Raw genomic sequence first — 18,674 nt, 5'->3', positions numbered from 1 at the left:
CCCGGACGGCCGCCGGACCTGGTGCCGGACGGCCGTCCGGGCGGGGCTCACGGGCGCTGGGAACGCGCCCTGGTGGCCAGGACCTTGATGGACGCCAGCGCGATCACCGACAGGGCGATGATGTAGCCCGAGACGGCCATCGAGGTGCCGGTCGCCTCCAGCAGCAGCACCATGACGAAGGGCGCGAGCCCGCCGCCCCCGACGGCCGCGATCTGGTAGCCCAGGGAGGCGCCGGTGTAGCGCATCTCCGGGGTGAACAGTTCGGCGAACAGAGCGGCCTGCGGGCCGTACATGATGCTCAGGAAGCAGCTGGCGACGAAGGTGCCGACCGCCAGCCACAGCAGCGAGCCCGTGTCGATGAGCAGGAACAGCGGGACGGCCCACACCGCGATGCCGACCGCGCCGAAGGTGTAGATGCGGATGCGGCCGAACCTGTCGGACAGGGCCGCGGCGGCCGGGATGAGCACGAGCTGGGTGAGGCTGACGCCGAGCGAGACGGCGAGCACCGCGCCGTGATCCATGTCCAGTTCACGGGTGGTGTAGTCGAGGACGCCGGTGATGAGGATGTAGAACGTCGCGGTGTTCACGGCGAAGGAGCCGCCGGCCAGCAGGACCGTGCCGAGGTGGCCGCGCAGGATCGTGCGCAGCGGGGAGGACTGCTCGCCGCGCTCCTTCTCGGCGAGCGCCCGCTCGGCCGCGCGGAACTCGGGGGTCTCCTCGACGCGGGTGTGGATGTACCAGGCCAGGCCCAGGACGAGCAGGCCGATCACGAAGGGCACCCGCCAGCCCCAGGACTCGAACGCCGGCTCGGAGGTGAGGGCGCCGGCCAGCAGGAAGACGGTGTTGGCGGTGACCACGCCGATGGGGACGCCGAGCTGGACGACGCTGCCGTAGATGCCGCGCTTGCCCTCGGGGGCGTATTCGGTGGCCAGCAGCATGGCACCGCCCCACTGGGCGCCGACCGCGACGCCCTGGGCGATGCGCAGCAGCACGAGCAGGATCGGCGCGGCGACGCCGATCGTCTCGTACGTCGGGAGCAGACCGATTCCGAGGGTGGCCACGCCCATCAGGGTGAGCGCGAGGACCAGCATCGGCTTGCGGCCCTTCTTGTCGCCGAGCTGCCCGGCGACGATGCCGCCGAGCGGGCGGGCCAGGAAGCCGACGGCGAACGTGGCGAAGGCGGCCAGGACCCCGGCGGTGGGGCTGCCGGCCGGGAAGTACAGGTCGCCGAGGACGAGGGCCGCGGCGATGCCGAAGACGAAGTAGTCGTACCACTCCACGGCCGAGGCGAGCGCGGCGGCGGTGGCGACCCGACGACGGTGCGGGTCGGCCGGGGCGGGGGCGGGGCGGGGGTGTGCGGAGGGGGGCTGAGCGGAAGGGGTGGCACCCATGCGTGCACGCTCCGGGGGTTGCGAGGGGGGACGTGGGGGGCGTTCCCGGGAACGTACTGACCGGACGGTATGCGGTCAACGGTCGTGCAGGAATTCGTCGGCAGCCGTGAGGGCGTGGCGGGGACCGGCGCCCGGCGGAGCGCGGCGAGGACCGGCGCCCGTGCGGGCATGACGGGGCGCCGGGGCGGCGTTCCCGCCCCGGCGCTCCCGCCGTGGTCGTCTAGAAGACCACCAGCGCCCGGCCGCCCTTGCCGGCGAGCATGTTCTCGAAGGCCGCCGGGATGCCGTCCAGCGCGATGCGCTCGGTCACCAGGGCACCGAGGTCCAGACGGCCCGCGCGGACGTGCTCGGCCAGCACCGGCAGATCGCGGGCCGGGTCGCAGTTGCCGTAGACGCAGCCGGCCAGGGTGCGGCCCCAGTGGAAGATCTCCAGGGCGTTGAAGGTGACCTGCTGGTCCTTGCCGCCGATGCCGACGACGGTGGTGCGTCCGCCGCGCCGGGTGGACTCCCAGGCCGTGCGGATGGTGACCGCCCGGCCGACGCACTCGACGGCCGCGTCGACGCCCTGCCTGCCGGTGAGGGCGCGGATCTCGCGGGCGGTGGTGTCGGAGGCGAGGAGGTAGTCGGTGGCGCCGGCGGCGCGCGCCAGTTCCTCCTTCTCGGGGGACACGTCCACGGCGACGATCTTGGAGGCGCCCGCGATCCGGGCGGCCTGGATCGTCGCCAGGCCCACTCCCCCGGCGCCGAAGACCGCGACCGTCTCGCCCTCCCGGACCTTCGCCGAGTGGTGGACGGCGCCGTAGCCGGTGAGGACGGCGCAGCCGAGCAGGGCGGCGTCGGTGAGCGGGATGCCGTCCGGGGCGGGCAGCACGCAGGACGCCTTCACCACCGTCTCCTCGGCGAACGCGGCGACGTTCAGGCCGGGGTGCAGGTCGGTGCCGTCGTCGGCGCGGCGGGCGTGGACGTCGGCGGTGCCGGCCAGGGCGTTCGCGCACAGCCACACCTCGTCGAGCGAGCAGGCGTGGCAGGCGCCGCAGGACGGCGCCCAGTTGAGGACGACGGCGTCGCCGGGGGCGACGTGCGTGACGCCCTCCCCGACCGCCAGGACGGTGCCGGCGCCCTCGTGGCCGAGGACGGCGGGGACGGGCACCCGCATGGTGCCGTTGGACAGGGACAGGTCGGAGTGGCAGACCCCGGCGGCGGCGAGCCTGACCCGCACCTGGCCGGGGCCGGGCTCGGGCAGCTCGACGCCGGTGATCTCAAGCGGGGCGCCGATGGCGGGGACGACGGCGGCACGGACAGCCATGAGGGAAGCAACTCTCCTAGAACTGGAGGGACTTGGTCTGGAGGTACTCGGCGAGGCCGTGGGTGCCCAGTTCACGGCCCACGCCCGACTGCTTGTAACCGCCGAACGGGGCCAGCGGGTTGAACCGCCCGCCGTTGATGTCGACCTGGCCGGTGTCCATGCGCCGGGCGAAGGCGACGGCCTCCGCCTCGTCGCCGGCCCAGACGGCGCCCGCGAGGCCGTAGACCGTGCCGTTGGCGATGCGCAGGGCGTCGTCCTCGTCGTCGTAGGGCAGGATCGCCAGGACCGGGCCGAAGATCTCCTCCTGCGCGATCGTCATCTCGGGGGTGACGTCGGCGAAGACGGTGGGGCTGACCCAGTAGCCCCGTTCGCGCGGGGCGTCGGGGCCGCCCGCGACGAGCCGGGCGCCCTCGGCGACGCCCTTCTCGATGTAGCCGCGCACCCGCTCCTGCTGCCGGGCGTTGACGAGCGGGCCGATGCGCTCGGCGTACTTGGCGGCGGCGGCCGCGGCCAGCTCCACGGCCTCGGCGTACCGGTCGCGGTGGACCAGCATGCGGGTCCAGGCGCTGCACGTCTGGCCGGAGTTGGACATGACGTTGGCGACGCCGACGTTGACCGCCTTGGCGAGGTCGGCGCTCGGCAGGATCACGTTGGCGGACTTGCCGCCCAGCTCCAGGGCGACCTTCTTGATCGCGGCACCGGCGGTCGCGCCGATCCTGCGGCCGACGGCGGTGGAGCCGGTGAAGGAGACCAGGTCGACGCCGGGGTGCTCGACGAGGGCCTGGCCGGCGACCGCGCCGAGGCCGGTGACCAGGTTGAACACGCCGGCCGGCACGCCCGCCTCGTGCACCGCCTCCGCGAACAGCTGGGCGGTGAGCGGGGTGTCCTCGGCGGGCTTGAGCACGATCGTGCAGCCGGCCGCGAGGGCCGGGGCCACCTTGGCGACGATCTGGTGGAGCGGGTAGTTCCACGGCGTGATGGCGCCGACCACGCCGATCGGCTCCTGGTACACGACCGAGTTGCCGACCTTCTCCTCGAAGGCGTACGTCCCCGCCAGCTCGGCGTACGAGCCCGCGACGGCGATCGGCGCACCGGCGTGCACGGCCTGCGAGAACGTCAGCGGGGAGCCCAGCTCCGCGGTGACGGTCTCGGCGATCTCGTCCTTGCGGGCCACCAGGACGTCCCGGAGCGCGGCCAGGCGCGCGGCCCGCTCGGCGGGCGGGGTGGCGGCCCAGCCCGGCAGGGCGGTACGGGCGGCCCGTACGGCGGTGTCGACGTCCAGGGCGGTACCGGCGGGGACCCGGCCGATCACCTGCTCGTCGGCCGGGTTCACGACCTCGATCGTGTCCCGGCCGTCGGCGGGGCGCCAGGCGCCGTCGATGTACATGCCGTCGTGTGCCTTCATCGCGTTCCTTCCGGCGGGCCTCGTCGTCCGAAACCCCAAACTAGCGCCGTTAGTTTTCCGGCACCAGAGGCCTCCGGAATGGCACGGGTCACCGTGCCGCCGGCTCACTCTTCCAGATCGGGCAGCCGCTCCGGGGCGGGGCAGATGCGCTCGCCGTGCTGGTCGAAGACGAACAGGTGGGCGAGGTCGACCAGGAGGGGGACCTGCATGCCGTGGCGGAGGTCGATGTCGGGCGTGGTGCGGACGATCAGGTCGCCGGGGAGGCGGCCCTCGGCGGGCGCGGGGTCGGTCCCGGGCGGGTCGTCCAGGGCGACGACGGGCCCGGCGCGCAGGGCCCCGGCACGCTCCCGCAGCCGGTCCAGGACGGTTCCGTCGCGGGTCTCGCGGCGGCGCCGCCGGGGCGTGCGGGCGGGCCGCGGGGCCTCCAGTTCCGGGACGACGGCGGGGCGGGAGCCGGTGTCGAAGTGGACCAGCGCCTCGTGGCCCTGGAACTCGACGTGCTCCACCAGGCCGGTGATGTGCACCTCCCCGGGCCGGGCGTCGGCGGGCCGGCCGATCCGGACCGCCTCCGAGCGCAGCCCGACGATGACCTCGCGGCCCTGCTGCACACGGAGCAACTGGTGGTCCAGCGACAGCGGTTCGGGCAGCCGCAGGTACTGCTTGCCCAGGCTGATGGTCATGGCCCCGTCGAGCGGGGCGCGGACCAGGCCGCGCAGCAGGTTGATGCGCGGGGTGCCGATGAAGGCGGCGACGAAGACGTTGGCGGGCAGGGCGTAGACCTGGCGGGGGCTGCCGATCTGCTGGAGCACCCCGCCACGCAGGACGGCGACCCGGTCGCCGAGCGACATGGCCTCCGCCTGGTCGTGGGTGACGTACAGGGTGGTGACGCCCAGTTCCCGGGTCAGCTTGGCGATCTCGGCGCGCAAATGGCTGCGGAGTTTGGCGTCGAGGTTGGACAGCGGCTCGTCCATCAGGAACGCGGTGGGGTGCCGGGCGATCGCCCGGCCCATGGCGACGCGCTGGCGTTCGCCGCCGGAGAGCTGGGCGGGGAAGCGGTCCAGGAGGTCCTCGATGCCCAGCATGCGGGCGGTGGCGTCCACGCGGGGGCGGGGATCGGACTGGGGGTCCTCGACCCGCAGCGGGAAGCCGATGTTGCCGCGGCTGGTCATGTTCGGGTAGAGCGCGAAGTTCTGGAAGACCATCGCCATGCGCCGCTCCGCGGGCAGCAGGTGGTTGGCGTACTCGCCGTCGAGGAGCAGCTCGCCCTCGGTGATCTCCTCCAGACCGGCGATCATCCGCAGGACGGTGGACTTTCCGCAGCCGCTGGGGCCGAGCAGGACGAGGAACTCGCCGGGCGCGATGTCCAGCGAGAGCCGGTCCACCACGCGGACGCCTCGCGTGTAGGTCTTGCTCACGTCGTGCAGGGAGATGGCGCGTGCGGGTGTCATGAGGGGTGCCCCCCGGGGCCAACTTGAGCGCTGATGGTCCGTGCCTCGGACGCCTTGTGCGGGTCGAACGGGGCCTGTGGGTCACGGAAGTTAACGGAACGTGCGCGGCCGGGGGAAGACACGTGACCGTATCGGGCGCCGGTGTCCGACTGGTGAGAAAGCGGACGGCCCCCTTCCGCGGGGGGCGCGCCCGGTCGTGCCGGTGCGGGCCGGGGGCCGGTGCGGGCCGGGGGCCGGTGCGGGCCGGTTCAGCGGGGGGGCTGGTGCGGACCGGCTGAGCGGGGGGAGCTGGTGCCGGGCCGGCTCAGCGTGGGGTGCGGCGCGGGAGGCGGGGGCGAGAGCGCCTGTCCGAGGGCGCCGGGTCCGGGCCCGGTGCCTGTCCCGGTGCCGGACCCGGTGCCGGTCCCGGCGGGGTGCGCAGCGCGACGCCCGAGGAGAGCAGGAGCAGGGCGCCGAGGAGGACGAACGGCGCGGCCACCCCCGCGACCCCGGCGACCAGGCCCGCGCCGGCCGGGGCGGCGACCTGGCCGAGCCGGTTGCCGGTCAGCCGCAGGGCGAGGGCGGTGGAGCGGGCCTCGGCCGGTGCCGCCTGGACGACGGTGGTCATGGACAGCGGCTGGCCGACCCCGAGGCAGAAGCCCAGCACGGCCAGCATCAGCGCGAGCGCCCACACCGGCACCGGCAGCGCGATGCCGGCGCACAGCAGGGCCGCCAGCAGACAGGTGACCGTCAGGAGCAGGGTGCGGCCGACCAGCCGCAGCAGCGGCGTCAGCACGAGCCGGCAGGCGATGGTGGCCGCCGCGCGCAGACTGAGCAGCACGCCGACCACCGACGGCGCGATGCCCCGGTGCTCGCCGACCACCGGCAGATAGGCGGTGAGGACGTCGGTCGCGGACAGCACCGACAGACTGATCAGGATGCCGGCGGGCACGCCACGGGACCGCAGGATGCGGTGCACCGGCACCCGCTGACCGCGCTTCGTCCGGGACGTGGGGGCCGTGGGGTGCTCTATCCGCCACAGGGAGGTGAACGCCATCGCCGCACCGGCGCCCGCGACCAGCAGGGCGAGCGCGCTGCCGGCCGCCATGGCCCGGCCGCCGATCAGCGAGCCCGCCGCGACGGGCCCCACGAGCTGGCCGAGCGAGGCGCCGATCGTGAAGTGCCCGAAGTTGCGGTCCTGGTCCCGCGGCGCCGACTGCCGGGCGACCAGCGACTGCGCGCCGATCACGAAGCACAGGTGGCCGAGCCCCATCACCCCGCTCCACAGGGCCATCGCCCACAGCGACCCGGCGACCCCGCTGAGCGCGCAGCCGCCGGCGATCAGCACCACGCCGGCCGGCAGCAACGGCGCGCACCGGCCGTGGTCGGTGCGCCGGCCGAGGGGGACGGCCGCGAACAGCGGCAGCAGCGCGTACACGCCCGCGATGACGCCGACCGCTCGCTCGTCCGCGCCCAGCGCGAGGGCCCGGTAGGAGACGGCGGGCCGGGCCATCGACACCGCCCCCTGCGCGAAGCTGAAGGCGATGACGAGGCGGAGCAGCCAGCCGCGGTTCCCACCGGGCCCCATGGTCGTGTCCTCCGGGATGTGTCTCTTCGTCGCTGTGTCAGCGTGTCGGTGTGTCTGTGTCCGTATCCGTGTGGCGGTGTCCGTGCGGTCAGATGATGCCGAACAGGATGCCCGCCGCCAGGACCACCAAGCAGGTGAGGGCCGCCCACTTCACCACGAACCGCGTGTGGTCGCCGAACTCGACCTTGGCCATGCCGACCAGGACGTACACGGCCGGGACGAGCGGGCTCGACATGTGCAGCGGCTGTCCGACGATGGAGGCGCGGGCGATCTCCAGCGACGACACCCCGTGCGCCTGCCCGGCCTCGGCGAGGACCGGCAGGATGCCGAAGTAGAAGCCGTCGTTGGACATGAAGTAGGTGAGCGGCAGGCTGAGCAGGCCGGTGACCAGGCCCATGTGCGGGCCCATGCCCTCGGGGATGACGTCCACCATCCAGCGTGCCATGTGGTCGACCATGCCGGTGCCGTTCAGCACGCCGGTGAAGACGGCCGCGGCGAAGACCATGCCGGAGACGTTCAGGACGTTGTCGGCGTGGGCGGCGATACGGGCCTTCTGGTCGGCCATGCGCGGGAAGTTGACGGTGAGCGCCACCGCGGCGCCGAGCAGGAACAGCACCGGGATCGGCAGCCACTGCATGATCATGGCGGTGAGCAGGACCACCGTGAGCAGCGCGTTGAACCAGTACAGCCGGGGGCGCAGGGTGGGCCGGTCGGGGTCGAGGGCCGCGAACCGCTCGTCGTCCTCGTCGGCCGCCGCGCCGTCGCCCGCGCTGGTCGCGCCGGACCCGGTACCGCCCTTGCCGCCGCCCGTGCCGGTACGGCCCTTGCCGTTGCCGCTGCCCGCACCGGTACCGCCCTCGCCGCCGCCCGTGGCGCCAGGGCCGGCCGGGCCGTTCCCGGCGCCGACCAGGACGGTCTCCTTCTCCTCCACGAGCACCTCGTCCAGCGTCAGGGTGCCCAGCCGCCTGCGCTCGCGCAGCCCGAGGACGTAGGCGAGACCGATGACGAAGAGCAGGCCGACGGCGAGCGCCGGGATCATCGGGACGAAGATGTCGGCGGCGTCGACCTTCAGCGCGGTGGCCGCCCGGGCGGTGGGGCCGCCCCAGGGCAGGGTGTTCATGACGCCGTTCGCCATGGCGGCGATGCCGGTCATCACGACCAGGCTCATCTTCAGCCGCTTGTACAGCGGGTACATCGCCGACACGGTGATCATGAAGGTGGTCGAGCCGTCGCCGTCCAGGGAGACGATCGCGGCGAGCAGGGCCGTACCGACGACGATGCGCATCGGGTCGGCCTGGCAGAACCTGAGGATGGCGCGGACGATCGGGTCGAACAGCCCGACGTCGATCATCACCCCGAAGTAGACGATCGCGAACATGAGCATCGCCGCGGTGGGGGCGAGGTCGGTCACGCCGTCGATGACGTAGTCGCCGAGCTGGGCGCCCTGGCCGACGAACACGCAGAACAGCGCGGGGATCAGCACGAGTGCCGCGATCGGCGACATCTTCTTCAGCATGATCAGGACCAGGAAGGTCGCGATCATGGCGAAGCCGAGGATGGTCAGCATGAGTGGATACCTAACGTTCGCCCTTGAACATCCCACCGGGCAGGCGGTGCGACGACGTTAGGTGGCCCAACAAGGCGTTAACAAGACGTCTACGAGCGAGCAATAAGCGCGAAACTCCAGGTCACGGCCCTGCTCAGGGCACGGGGGTCAGCTCGACGGGCACGCCGTTGAGGACCGCGTTGCCGGACAGCGGGTCGAGCAGGCTGCCGTCGAGGAGCTGGTTGACGTTGACGCCGGGATGGGTCGCGGCGTGGGTCAGCCGGGTGCCGGGACGGTCGTGGCCCCAGCCGTGCGGGAGGCTCACCACGCCCGGCCGGACGCCGTCGGTGACCTCGGCCGGGGCGATGACCTCTCCCCCGGCGCTCCTGACGCGGACGCCCACCCCGTTGCGTACGCCCAGCCGGGCGGCGTCGTCGGGGTGGATGTGCAGGGTGCAGCGGTTGGTGCCGCCGGTCAGGGCGGGGATGTTGTGCATCCAGCTGTTGTTGGAGCGCAGATGGCGGCGGCCGACCAGGACGATCCCGTCGGAGCGGTCCGCGAGCGCCTGCCGCAGGCGGGGCAGGTCGCCGGCGATGGCCGCCGGCAGCAGCTCCACCTTGCCGCTGCGGGTCTTCAGCGGCTGCGGCAGCCGAGGGCGCAGCGGGCCGAGGTCGATGCCGTGCGGGCGGGCCAGCAGCTTCTCCAGGGTCAGCCCGTCCGGACGTACGCCGAAGCCGTCGCCGTAGGGGCCGAGGCGGAGCATCATGTCCAGCCTCCGCTCGGGGCCGTCGTCGCCGGTGAGCTGTGCGGCCAGCTCACCGGGGTCGCGTCCGTGCACGGGCGAGTGCGGCTCGCGCACCGCCTTGCCGAGGGTCTGCTCGACGACCATGGCGTCGACGGCGGCGGGGTCCGTGCCGTGCATGCCGCCGGCGGCCAGGACCAGCCGGGCGAGGATCTCCGTCTCGGCCATCCGGCCGGGCTCCAGGGGCACGGCCGGGCGGGTGTAGCGGACCTGGTTGCGGACGGCGAGGGTGTTGAAGGCGAAGTCGTGGTGCGGGCTCTGGGCGGGCGGGGGCGGCGGCAGGACGACGTGGGCGTGGCGCGAGGTCTCGTTGAGGTAGGGGTCGACGCTGACCATGAAGTCGAGTGAGTCCAGGGCCTTGTCGAGGCGGTCGCCGTCGGGGGCGGACAGGACGGGGTTGGCGGCGATCGCGACGAGCGCGCGGACCGGCTCGCCCTCCTCGGTGGCGGTGTCGATCTCCTCGGCCAGCGCGGACAGCGGCAGTTCGCCCTTGGCCTCCGGGTGGCCGCTCACCCGGGAGCGCCAGCGGCCGAGCGCGAAGCCGCGGCCGGGGCCGGCCGGGCGCGGGGTCCGGTCGGTGGCGGCCTGCGGGAAGAGGGCGCCGCCGGGCCGGTCGAGGTTGCCGGTGAGGATGTTCAGGACGTCCACCAGCCAGCTGGCGAGGGTGCCGTGCGGCACGGTGCAGCTGCCGATGCGGCCGTAGACGGCGGCGGTGGGGGCGGCGGCCAGCTCGCGGGCGAGCAGGCGGGGCACCTCGGCGTCCACGTCACAGGCCGGGGCCACCGCCTCGGGCGTGAAGTCCGCCAGCGCTTCGCGGAGTTCGCCGAGGCCGTCGAGGTGCGGGGCGAGGCCGCCCACGTCGGCCAGGTCCTCCTCGAACAGCACGTGGGCGGTCGCGGCGAGCAGCAGGGCGTCGGTGCCGGGGCGGATCGCGATGTGCCGGTCGGCGAGCTTGGCGGTGCGGGTGCGCCGCGGGTCGATGACGGTGAGGGTGCCGCCGCGGGCCTTCAGTGCCCGGAGCCGGCCCGGGAAGTCGGGGGCGGTGCACAGGCTGCCGTTGGACTCCAGGGGGTTGGCGCCGATCAGCAGCAGGTGGTCGGTGCGGTCGAGGTCGGGCACGGGGATGGCGTTGGCGTCGCCGTACAGCAGTCCGCTGGAGACGTGCTTGGGCATCTGGTCGACCGTGGAGGCGGTGAACAGGCTGCGGGTGCCGAGCGTGCCGAGCAGGAGCGGCGGGTAGAGGGCGCCGGCCATGGTGTGCACGTTGGGGTTGCCGAGGACGATGCCGACGGCGTGCGGTCCGTGGCGTTCGACCACCGGCCGGATTCCGGCGGCGACCGCGTCGAAGGCCTCCTCCCAGGTGGCCTCGCACAGCTCGCCGTCCCGGCGGACCAGGGGGGTGCGCAGCCGGTCGGGGTCGGCGTCGACGGCCCCGAAGGAGGCGCCCTTGGGGCAGATGAAGCCACGGCTGAACACGTCGTCGCGGTCGCCGCGGGCGGCGGTGACGCGGGTGCCGTCGATGGTGAGGGTCAGGCCACAGGTGGCCTCGCACAGGGGGCAGATGCGCAGGGCGGTGCGGGACACGGGTCCTCCCGGTGGGCGGCGCGGTGGCGCACGAACGTGGCGTCGAGCATACCGACCGGTAGGCATGTCGGGGAGTCCCTTGGCGGGACGGGGCCGGAATCCCTCGGAGAACGGGCGCCCCGCACCGGCCTCCCCCGGCCCTCGCCCCCGCCGTCAGTCCAGTACGCGCCCCAGGTAGGCACGCAGCAGCTCCCTCGCCTCCTCGATGATCCGCGGGTCCCCGTCGGGGGCGACCCGGAAGGCGAGCTGAACGAGGGCGTCGGCGGTCTCCACCGCGACCAGGAAGGTGCGCCGCAGGTCGTCGTCGGGACTGCGGCCGAGGTGGCCGGAGATCAGGTCGGTGAGGCGGTCGGCCACGCGGTGGTTGGGTACGGCGGGGCGGCACCCCACCGGGATCTGGTTGCCGAAGTCGATCAGCGCGAAGCCGGGCGCGGTGCGCTTCATCACCAGGTACTCGTCGAGGACCGCGTCCAGCGCCGCCCGCCAGCCCCCGCCGGCCGCCTTCAGGCGCTCGGTCACGCGCTCGGCGTAGCGCTCCAGGTTGCGCTGGGCCAGGGCGTCGGCCATCTGCCGCTTGTTGCCGAAGAAGCGGTACACCGAGCCGATCGGGACACCGGCGCGCTGGGCGACGGCACGGGTGCTCAGGGCGTCGTAGCCGACCTCGTCGAGGAGGGCGGCGCAGGCGTCCAGGATCCTGGTCAGGCGTTCGGCGCTGCGCCGCTGCACGGGGGCACGGCGGAGCGGGGTCGCGTGGGGCACGGTCCTCATGATGCCTTCCCGCCACGGTCCGGTGAACTGTGCCCTCGGGTACGGACCGGAACCCCCTCGGCACTCAGCACGCCCCCGCCACCCCCGTCCGCACCGCCTTCACACGCACCGCACCCCCCGTCACCGGTCACCCCCGCCCGCACCACGCCCCGCGCCGCCTCCGCTCTCACCGCTCCCCCGTCGCCCGGTCGGCGCCGGCCCCGGTGGGCCCCGACTCCGTGATGTCCGCCGAGTTCTCGACGGGCTCGCCGTCCACCGCCCAGACCGTGCCGTCGTCGGCGTACAGCCGCACGGTGAGCTGGTGCGTGCCGCGCGTGACGAGCCCGGCGCCGAGGCGGTACCCGGGGCCGTGCAGGCGGGTGACGAGGTCGCCGTCGAGGAAGAGGTGCGCGACACCGCGGCCGGCCACCGCCTCCCCTTCCGTACCCGGCGGCGAGAACCGGAAGTTGCGCACGGTGAGCCGTACGTCCCACCCGGCGTCGCCCTCCGGCTGCACCTCGATGCCGACCTCGGGCGCCTCCGCGCCGTCCACCTCCCGCAGCCGCCGCCCCTCGGGGTCCGTGTCGTCCAGCAGCCGGCCCACCGACGACCCGGACGGCGCGGACGCCCCGGGCGACGAGGCCCCGGCGTCCGGCCCGCCCCCGCCACCGGTGCCGCAGCCCGCGGTGCCGGCCAGCAGCAGGACGCACAGCGCGAGCGCGGCGCGAGATCTCCGCGTCCACGACATGGCGGCGAGAGTAGAACAAGGGTCCGACGACCCGAATCCCCCCTGAGTCGGGTTCCGGTCATCCTCACGGCCCCTCTTGCGCGACGGCAACCGCAATCCTACGGTGATGCATAGGAATCGATCGGATCGTGATGCGGGCGGCAAGGGAGCGAACATGAGCGACGCGCGGAAGACCGCGGAGGGGCTGTCCTACCTCTCCGGGTTCGGCAACGAGCACAGCTCGGAGGCCGTGCCGGGCGCACTCCCCGAGGGCCGGAACTCCCCCCAGCGGGCACCGCTCGGGCTGTACGCCGAGCAGTTGAGCGGCACGGCGTTCACCGAGCCGCGGGCGCACAACCGCCGCTCGTGGCTGTACCGCATCCGCCCGTCGGCCGCCCACCCGGCGTTCACCCGCGCGGACAACGGCGCGGTACGCACCGCCCCCTTCACCGAGACCGTGCCGGACCCCAACCGGCTGCGCTGGGACCCCCTGCCCGAGCCCCCGGCCGGCACGGACTTCCTGGCCGGCCTGTGGACCCTAGGCGGCAACGGCGACGTGGCCCAGCGCACCGGCATGGCGGTGCACCTCTACCACGCCGACGCCGACATGGACCGCGTCTTCAGCGACGCCGACGGCGAGCTGCTCATCGTCCCCGAGCGCGGCGGTCTGCTCCTGCACACGGAGTTCGGGCTGCTGCACGCCGAGCCGGGCCACGTCGCCCTGATCCCGCGCGGGGTGCGCTTCCGGGTGCGGCTGCTGGACGCGTCCGCCCGCGGCTACGTCTGCGAGAACTACGGCGCCCCGTTCCGCCTCCCCGACCTCGGCCCGATCGGCGCCAACGGCCTCGCCAACCCCCGCGACTTCCTCGCCCCGGTGGCGGCGTACGAGGACGTGGAGGGCCCGGTGGAGGTGGTGAACAAGTACTGCGGCAACCTGTGGACCGCCACCTACGACCACTCCCCGCTCGACGTCGTCGCCTGGCACGGCAACCACGTGCCGTACGTCTACGACCTGCGCCGCTTCAACGTCATCGGGTCGATCTCCTACGACCACCCGGACCCGTCGATCTTCACGGTGCTCACCTCGCCGTCCGACACCCCGGGCCTCGCGGGCGTCGACTTCGTGGTGTTCGCGCCGCGCTGGCTGGTGGGCGAGGACACCTTCCGGCCGCCGTACTTCCACCGGAACGTGATGAGCGAGTACATGGGCCTGATCGAGGGCGCCTACGACGCGAAGACCGCCGGGGAGGGCGGCTTCGTGCCGGGCGGCGGCTCGCTGCACAACATGATGTCGGCGCACGGCCCGGACCGGGAGACGTTCGACCGGGCGAGCGCCGCCGAGCTGAGGCCCCAGAAGATCGACGACGGGCTGGCGTTCATGTTCGAGACCCGCTGGCCGGTGACCCTCACGGCCCGGGCGGCCGGCGCAGGACACCTGCAACAGCGCTACGACGACGTGTGGCAGGGCCTCGAGCGCCACTTCCGCCCGTTGCGTTGAGCACCGCCGCCCGGTACGGATAGCCCGTGACCTCCTTCGCCCCGGACTCCATCGTCCTGAACCGCAAGCTGCCGCTCTGGTACCAGGTCTCGCAGTCCCTGCGCGCCTCCATACTCGGCCGCTCGCCCCAGGACCCGCTGCGCCTGCCCACCGAGGAGCAGCTGGCCGGGCACTACGGCGTCAGCGTGCTGACGATGCGGCAGGCGCTGAAGGAACTGGAGGACGAAGGGCTGATCACCCGCCACCGCCGGCGCGGCACGTTCATCGAGCCGCACGCCCGGCGGGGCACCCCGGTGCGGCTGCTCGGCTCGGTGGACGCGATCGTGGCCCAGCAGTCCGGCATGACGACCGAGCTGCTGGCGCAGGGCAGCGAGCCGGTGCCGTCCGAACTCGCCGAGTACTTCCCGGCGGGCGGCGAGGTCGCGACGTACCACCGGCTGCGCAGCGACGAGAAGACCGGCGAGCCCACCAACCACGCCCGTAACTACGTCCGTCCGGAGCTGGCCGCCCGCATCGACCCCGAGGACCTGGTCCGCTGGCCGATGACGAAGGTGCTGCGCGACGTGGTGGGCGTGGCCATCAGCCGCATCACCGACACGGTCGAGGCCCGGCTCGCCGACCCCGACACGGCGCGGCTGCTCGAGGTGCCGCTGCTCAGCCCGATCCTGCACTACACCGGCGTCACCTACGACACCGACGGACGGGTGCTGGACGTGGCCGTCATCCACTACCGGGGGGACCGCTTCTCCTTCACGGTCACGCTGGACGCCCACTGACCGCGGTGGCACCGCGTCGTACGATGCCCGGCGTGACGCACGACGACGCTCCGCCGCTGGCGGACCTCATGCCGTGGTCCGTCGCACCGCCGCGCCTCGGCCGCGGCTGGCCGGCGGGCCCCGACCCGGCGTCCCTCAAGGCCCGTTGGGAGGCGCTGGTCAAGGCGGAGGGCCCGGACCGCGCGGCCCTGTTCCAGCCCACGCGGGCACGCACCCTGCACACGGCGGTCGGGCAGTTGCCGGGCGGCCGGGGCGGCACGGAGAAGCTGGCGCGGGCCGGCGGACCGTGCCCCGAGCCGGTGCGGGTGCTGCGCGCGCCGTTCGACGAGCAGTGGCTGATCCCGGACCACCGGCTGATCGACGCGGCGCGGCCGGAGCTGTGGCGGGTGGCGGACGCGCGTCAGGTGTTCCTGCTGGAGGGCGCCGACGCCGCCGACGGCCCGCTGGCCACCTCGCTGCTCCCGCTGTCCGGCCCGGGCCGGGTCCGCCCGCTCTACCGGCGCCCCGGCGCGGCCGAGCCGAACCTCGCCCCCGGGCTCCTCGACCACCTGGCCGCCCGCCTCGGCCACCGCCCCGGCCCACCGGACGTGCTGGCCTGGATCCTGGCGGCGGCCCGCCCCGGCACGACCGCCGTGCCGCTCACCGGGGACCCGGCGCTGTGGGCCCACGGCGTGGACCTGGGCCGCCGGGCGCTGTGGCTGATGCGCCGGGACGGCGAGCGCCCCAAGCTGCCCGGCGGGCGCCGCCCGTACGTCCGTGCCCCGCTGCCGCCGCGTCCGCTGGCCCTGCGCTACGACCGCGACGAGGAGGTCCTGCACCTCGACGAGGGCCGCGTCTCCCCGGTGCCGCCGGACGCCTGGGACTTCGAGGCCGGCGGCGTGCGGGTCCTCGAGCAGTGGTTCGCGGCCCGCATCGACCCTGCCGAGCCGGGCACCCTGGCCGCGATCCGCCCGGCCGTATGGCCGCAGGCGTGGACCTCCGAGCTGCTGGAGCTGATCACGGTCCTGGCGCTGCTGGCCGAACTGCGTCCGCGCCGGGAAGAGCTGGCCGTGGCCGATCCGGTCACGCGGGCCGAGCTGCGCGCCGCCGGTGTGCTCCCGGTGCCGGCCGCCGCCCGTCGGCCCGCCTCCGTCCTGGACGGCCAGGAGGAGGGGCCGGAAGGGCAACTGGCGCTGCTGTGACGGCGCCCGCGGCGCGGACCGCGCCTCCTCCGCGCCGGGCGGGGCCGTCGCGCCGTCAGGCGAACCCGTCCAGCACCCGCCCCAGCGCCCGTTCGAAGGCCGCGTCGAGGTCGACCGGCCCGGGGTCCTCGGCGATGGCCGCCGCCAGCCGCGGGTAGTCGCCGGCGGCGAGCCGGGTGCCGAGGTAGGCCGCGCGCGCCTCGTGCTCCCGCTGCGCCGACCAGGGCAGGGAGCGGGTGCGTTCGGCGGTGGCGAGTTCGTTGCTGACGAGCGTGGTCACCACGCCGTTGACCATCGCCACCAGCTCCACCTTGGTGCCGTAGGGCGCGTCCAGCGGGTCCAGGCAGGCCAGGCAGTGCTCCAGGAAGCGCAGGGCGTTCGGGCTGAAGCCGTACACGGGGGACAGCAGGCGCGGCAGCCAGGGGTGGCGGTGCATCAGGGCGCGGGTCTGCCGGGCCACCCGGAGCATGTCGGCCCGCCAGTCCCCGGTCGGCTCCCAGAGCTCCTGCTCACCGCTGACGGCGTCCACCATCAGCTCGTACACGTCCTCCTTGCGGGGGACGTAGTTGTACAGCGACATCGTGCCGCAGCCCAGCTCGGCGGCGACGCGCCGCATCGACACGGCGTCCAGGCCCTCGGCATCGGCGATCCGCACGCCGGCCGCCGCGATGTCGGCGCGGGTGTACGCCGGCTTCGGCCCCCGCCCTGTGCGCTCGGGGCGCGTCCAGATCACGTGGGGTTCGGCCGCTCGGCCTGGCATCGGTCATCACCTCGGCCACCATCCTAGTTACGTACAGCGTACGTAGTGCGCTATGGTCGACGCATGACTACTACGTACGCTGTACTTAGTGAGGGTCTGGAGAAGCGCTTCGGACCGGTGCACGCGGTGCGCGGGCTGGATCTGGCGGTGGCGGAGGGCACCGTGTGCGGTCTGCTGGGGCCGAACGGCGCGGGCAAGACCACGGCCGTACGGCTGCTGACCACGCTGCTGCGGCCGGACGCGGGCTCGGCCCGGATCGCCGGGCACGACCTGGTGCGCCGGGCCGCCGCCGTGCGCCGCCGGATCGGGGTCACCGGGCAGTCCGCGTCGGTCGACGGCGATCTGACCGGCCGGGAGAACCTGCGGCTGTTCGCCCGGCTGCACCGGGTACCGGACGCGGCGGCGCGCGCGGACGAGCTGCTGGAGCGGTTCGGGCTCACCGGGGCCGCGAACCGGCCCGCGTCCGGTTACTCGGGCGGCATGCGGCGCCGGCTGGACCTGGCGGCGAGCCTGGTCCGCCGCCCCGACGTGCTGTTCCTGGACGAGCCGACGACCGGGCTCGACCCGGCCGGACGGAACGCGATCTGGGAGGCGGTGCGCGAACTGAAGGCGGAGGGCACGACGATCGTGCTGACCACCCAGTACCTGGAGGAGGCCGACCGGCTCGCCGACGACATCGCCGTGGTGGACCGGGGCCGGGTCGCCCACACGGGGACGCCCGAGGAGCTGAAGGCGCTGGTCGGCGTGTACGCGGAGGCGGTCGTCGCGGACGCGGAGGCGATGGCGCGGGCGGCGGCCGTCCTGGACCGCCTCACCGGCGCGGAACCGGTCCTCGACGCCGGGCGGCGAACGGTCGGCGCGGTCAGCACCGACCGGACCCTGACGCTGCCGCGCCTGGTGCGCGAACTGGACGCGGCGGGCGTGCCGCTGGCGGACGCGAGCCTGCGCCCGCCCACCCTCGACGACGTGTTCCTCCGCCTGACCGGCGGCAGCGGCACCCTGGACGACGACAAGGAGCGCGCGGCATGAGCACGTTGGCGTACGACGGCACGGCACTGCTGGGGCGGCAGCTGCGGCGGATGCGGAACAACCCGGGCCTGGTGGTCCTGACCCAGACCATGCCGATCACGATGCTGCTGTTCTTCGGCTACGTCTTCGGCAGCGCGCTGGCGATGCCGGGCACGGAGTACCGCTCGTTCCTGGTGCCGGGGCTGCTGGTCGCCACCGCGGCCGGCGGGGTCATGACGGGGATGTTCCAGGCGGCCCAGGACACCCACCGGGGCGTCATGGACCGGCTGCGCACACTGCCGGTGAACCGGGCCGCGGTGCCGGTCGGACAGGCGGTGGCCGACCTGGTCGTCACGGCGGTGGGCACGGTGCCGCTGCTGCTGGTGGGGCTCGCGGTGGGCTGGCGAGTGGAGGGCGGCCCGCTCGCCGCGGCGGGCGCGGTGGGGCTGCTGCTGCTGTTCCGGTTCGCGGCGACCTGGGTCGGGATCTTCCTGGGGCTGCTCACCCGGAACGAGGAGGCGGCCGGTCAGCTGGGCGGCGCCACCTTCGTCCTGCCGCTGCTGTCGAACGCGTACATCCCGACCGCAGACCTGCCGGACGGGCTGCGGACGGTCGCGGAGTGGAACCCGATCAGCGCGGTGACGACGGCGCTGCGGGACCTGTTCGGCAACGCTCCCGCACCGGACGGGGCGGCCTGGCCGGTGGCCCACCCCGTCGCCGGGTCGCTGGTGTGGTGTGCGGTGCTGCTGGCGGCGTTCGTGCCGCTCGCCGTGCACCGGTACACGCACGGGGAGCGCTGACACCGGGCGCGGGCGGACGGGGGACGGGTCCGCGGGGGAGACAGCACTCCGGGGCGCCGCTGCGTGCCGTGGGGATGACGGACGACGGGTGCGCGGCGCCGCCCCGGGAGAGCGGCTGTCCGGTGCCG

General features: G+C 74.2%; 15 protein-coding genes. 5 read left to right on the top strand and 10 right to left on the bottom strand.

What is annotated here, in order from left to right; genetic code table 11:
- Positions 1–47: 47 nt before the first annotated feature.
- The 9 genes from ACZ45Q_RS27100 to ACZ45Q_RS27060 all read right to left on the bottom strand — a co-directional run bounded on the left by ACZ45Q_RS27100 (position 48) and on the right by ACZ45Q_RS27060 (position 12,544).
- The gene (locus ACZ45Q_RS27100; protein ID WP_468265975.1) at positions 48–1,391 is read right to left on the bottom strand and encodes an MFS transporter; all 1,344 of its coding nucleotides are present in this window, start codon (positions 1,389–1,391) and stop codon (positions 48–50) included.
- 220 nt (positions 1,392–1,611) lie between these two features.
- Entirely contained in the window at positions 1,612–2,697 is a 1,086-nt protein-coding gene (locus ACZ45Q_RS27095) for a Zn-dependent alcohol dehydrogenase (RefSeq protein WP_468265973.1), read from the bottom strand.
- Between the two features lie 16 nt (positions 2,698–2,713).
- Complete coding sequence (locus ACZ45Q_RS27090) at positions 2,714–4,102, bottom strand: aldehyde dehydrogenase family protein (protein WP_468265971.1); 1,389 nt, start codon at positions 4,100–4,102, stop codon at positions 2,714–2,716.
- Between the two features lie 104 nt (positions 4,103–4,206).
- Entirely contained in the window at positions 4,207–5,550 is a 1,344-nt protein-coding gene (locus ACZ45Q_RS27085) for an ABC transporter ATP-binding protein (RefSeq protein ID WP_468265969.1), read from the bottom strand.
- A gap of 304 nt (positions 5,551–5,854) precedes the next feature.
- The gene (locus ACZ45Q_RS27080) at positions 5,855–7,117 is read right to left on the bottom strand and encodes an MFS transporter (protein ID WP_468265967.1); all 1,263 of its coding nucleotides are present in this window, start codon (positions 7,115–7,117) and stop codon (positions 5,855–5,857) included.
- 88 nt (positions 7,118–7,205) lie between these two features.
- Positions 7,206–8,684, bottom strand: coding sequence for a CitMHS family transporter (locus ACZ45Q_RS27075; protein ID WP_468265965.1), 1,479 nt, complete (start codon positions 8,682–8,684; stop codon positions 7,206–7,208).
- A 133-nt stretch (positions 8,685–8,817) separates the two neighbouring features.
- Positions 8,818–11,049 carry a molybdopterin oxidoreductase family protein gene (locus ACZ45Q_RS27070; protein WP_468265963.1) on the bottom strand — a complete coding sequence of 744 codons (2,232 nt, stop codon included), beginning with the start codon at positions 11,047–11,049 and terminating at the stop codon, positions 8,818–8,820.
- Between the two features lie 153 nt (positions 11,050–11,202).
- The gene (locus ACZ45Q_RS27065; RefSeq protein ID WP_468265961.1) at positions 11,203–11,817 is read right to left on the bottom strand and encodes a TetR/AcrR family transcriptional regulator; all 615 of its coding nucleotides are present in this window, start codon (positions 11,815–11,817) and stop codon (positions 11,203–11,205) included.
- A gap of 166 nt (positions 11,818–11,983) precedes the next feature.
- Positions 11,984–12,544, bottom strand: a complete 561-nt coding sequence (locus ACZ45Q_RS27060) for a hypothetical protein (RefSeq protein WP_468265959.1) — start codon at positions 12,542–12,544, stop codon at positions 11,984–11,986.
- A 154-nt stretch (positions 12,545–12,698) separates the two neighbouring features.
- On the opposite strand from ACZ45Q_RS27060, the gene hmgA reads away from it, so the two are divergent.
- Genes hmgA through ACZ45Q_RS27045 form a run of 3 tightly spaced genes read left to right on the top strand, consistent with a single transcriptional unit; the run spans position 12,699 to position 15,978 of the window.
- Entirely contained in the window at positions 12,699–14,021 is a 1,323-nt protein-coding gene (gene hmgA, locus ACZ45Q_RS27055; protein ID WP_468265957.1) for a homogentisate 1,2-dioxygenase, read from the top strand.
- 26 nt (positions 14,022–14,047) lie between these two features.
- Positions 14,048–14,797 carry a GntR family transcriptional regulator gene (locus ACZ45Q_RS27050; RefSeq protein WP_468265955.1) on the top strand — a complete coding sequence of 250 codons (750 nt, stop codon included), beginning with the start codon at positions 14,048–14,050 and terminating at the stop codon, positions 14,795–14,797.
- 23 nt (positions 14,798–14,820) lie between these two features.
- A complete protein-coding gene (locus tag ACZ45Q_RS27045; RefSeq protein WP_468265953.1) occupies positions 14,821–15,978 on the top strand; it encodes a type ISP restriction/modification enzyme in 1,158 nt (385 codons plus the stop codon).
- Positions 15,979–16,033: 55 nt separating this feature from the next.
- Here ACZ45Q_RS27045 and ACZ45Q_RS27040 read toward each other — a convergent pair whose 3' ends face one another.
- The gene (locus tag ACZ45Q_RS27040; protein WP_468265951.1) at positions 16,034–16,738 is read right to left on the bottom strand and encodes a TetR/AcrR family transcriptional regulator; all 705 of its coding nucleotides are present in this window, start codon (positions 16,736–16,738) and stop codon (positions 16,034–16,036) included.
- Positions 16,739–16,801: 63 nt separating this feature from the next.
- On the opposite strand from ACZ45Q_RS27040, the gene ACZ45Q_RS27035 reads away from it, so the two are divergent.
- Together ACZ45Q_RS27035 and ACZ45Q_RS27030 are read left to right on the top strand one after the other, a co-directional pair.
- Positions 16,802–17,767 carry an ATP-binding cassette domain-containing protein gene (locus ACZ45Q_RS27035; RefSeq protein ID WP_468265950.1) on the top strand — a complete coding sequence of 322 codons (966 nt, stop codon included), beginning with the start codon at positions 16,802–16,804 and terminating at the stop codon, positions 17,765–17,767.
- Entirely contained in the window at positions 17,764–18,546 is a 783-nt protein-coding gene (locus ACZ45Q_RS27030) for an ABC transporter permease (RefSeq protein WP_468265948.1), read from the top strand. Before ACZ45Q_RS27035 ends, ACZ45Q_RS27030 begins: the two co-directional genes overlap by 4 nt.
- Positions 18,547–18,674: the final 128 nt, after the last annotated feature.

Source organism: Streptomyces sp. NPDC031049, from assembly GCF_055571015.1.
Note: the sequence above shows the minus strand (reverse complement) of the source record. Positions and strands in the feature narration are given on the sequence as shown.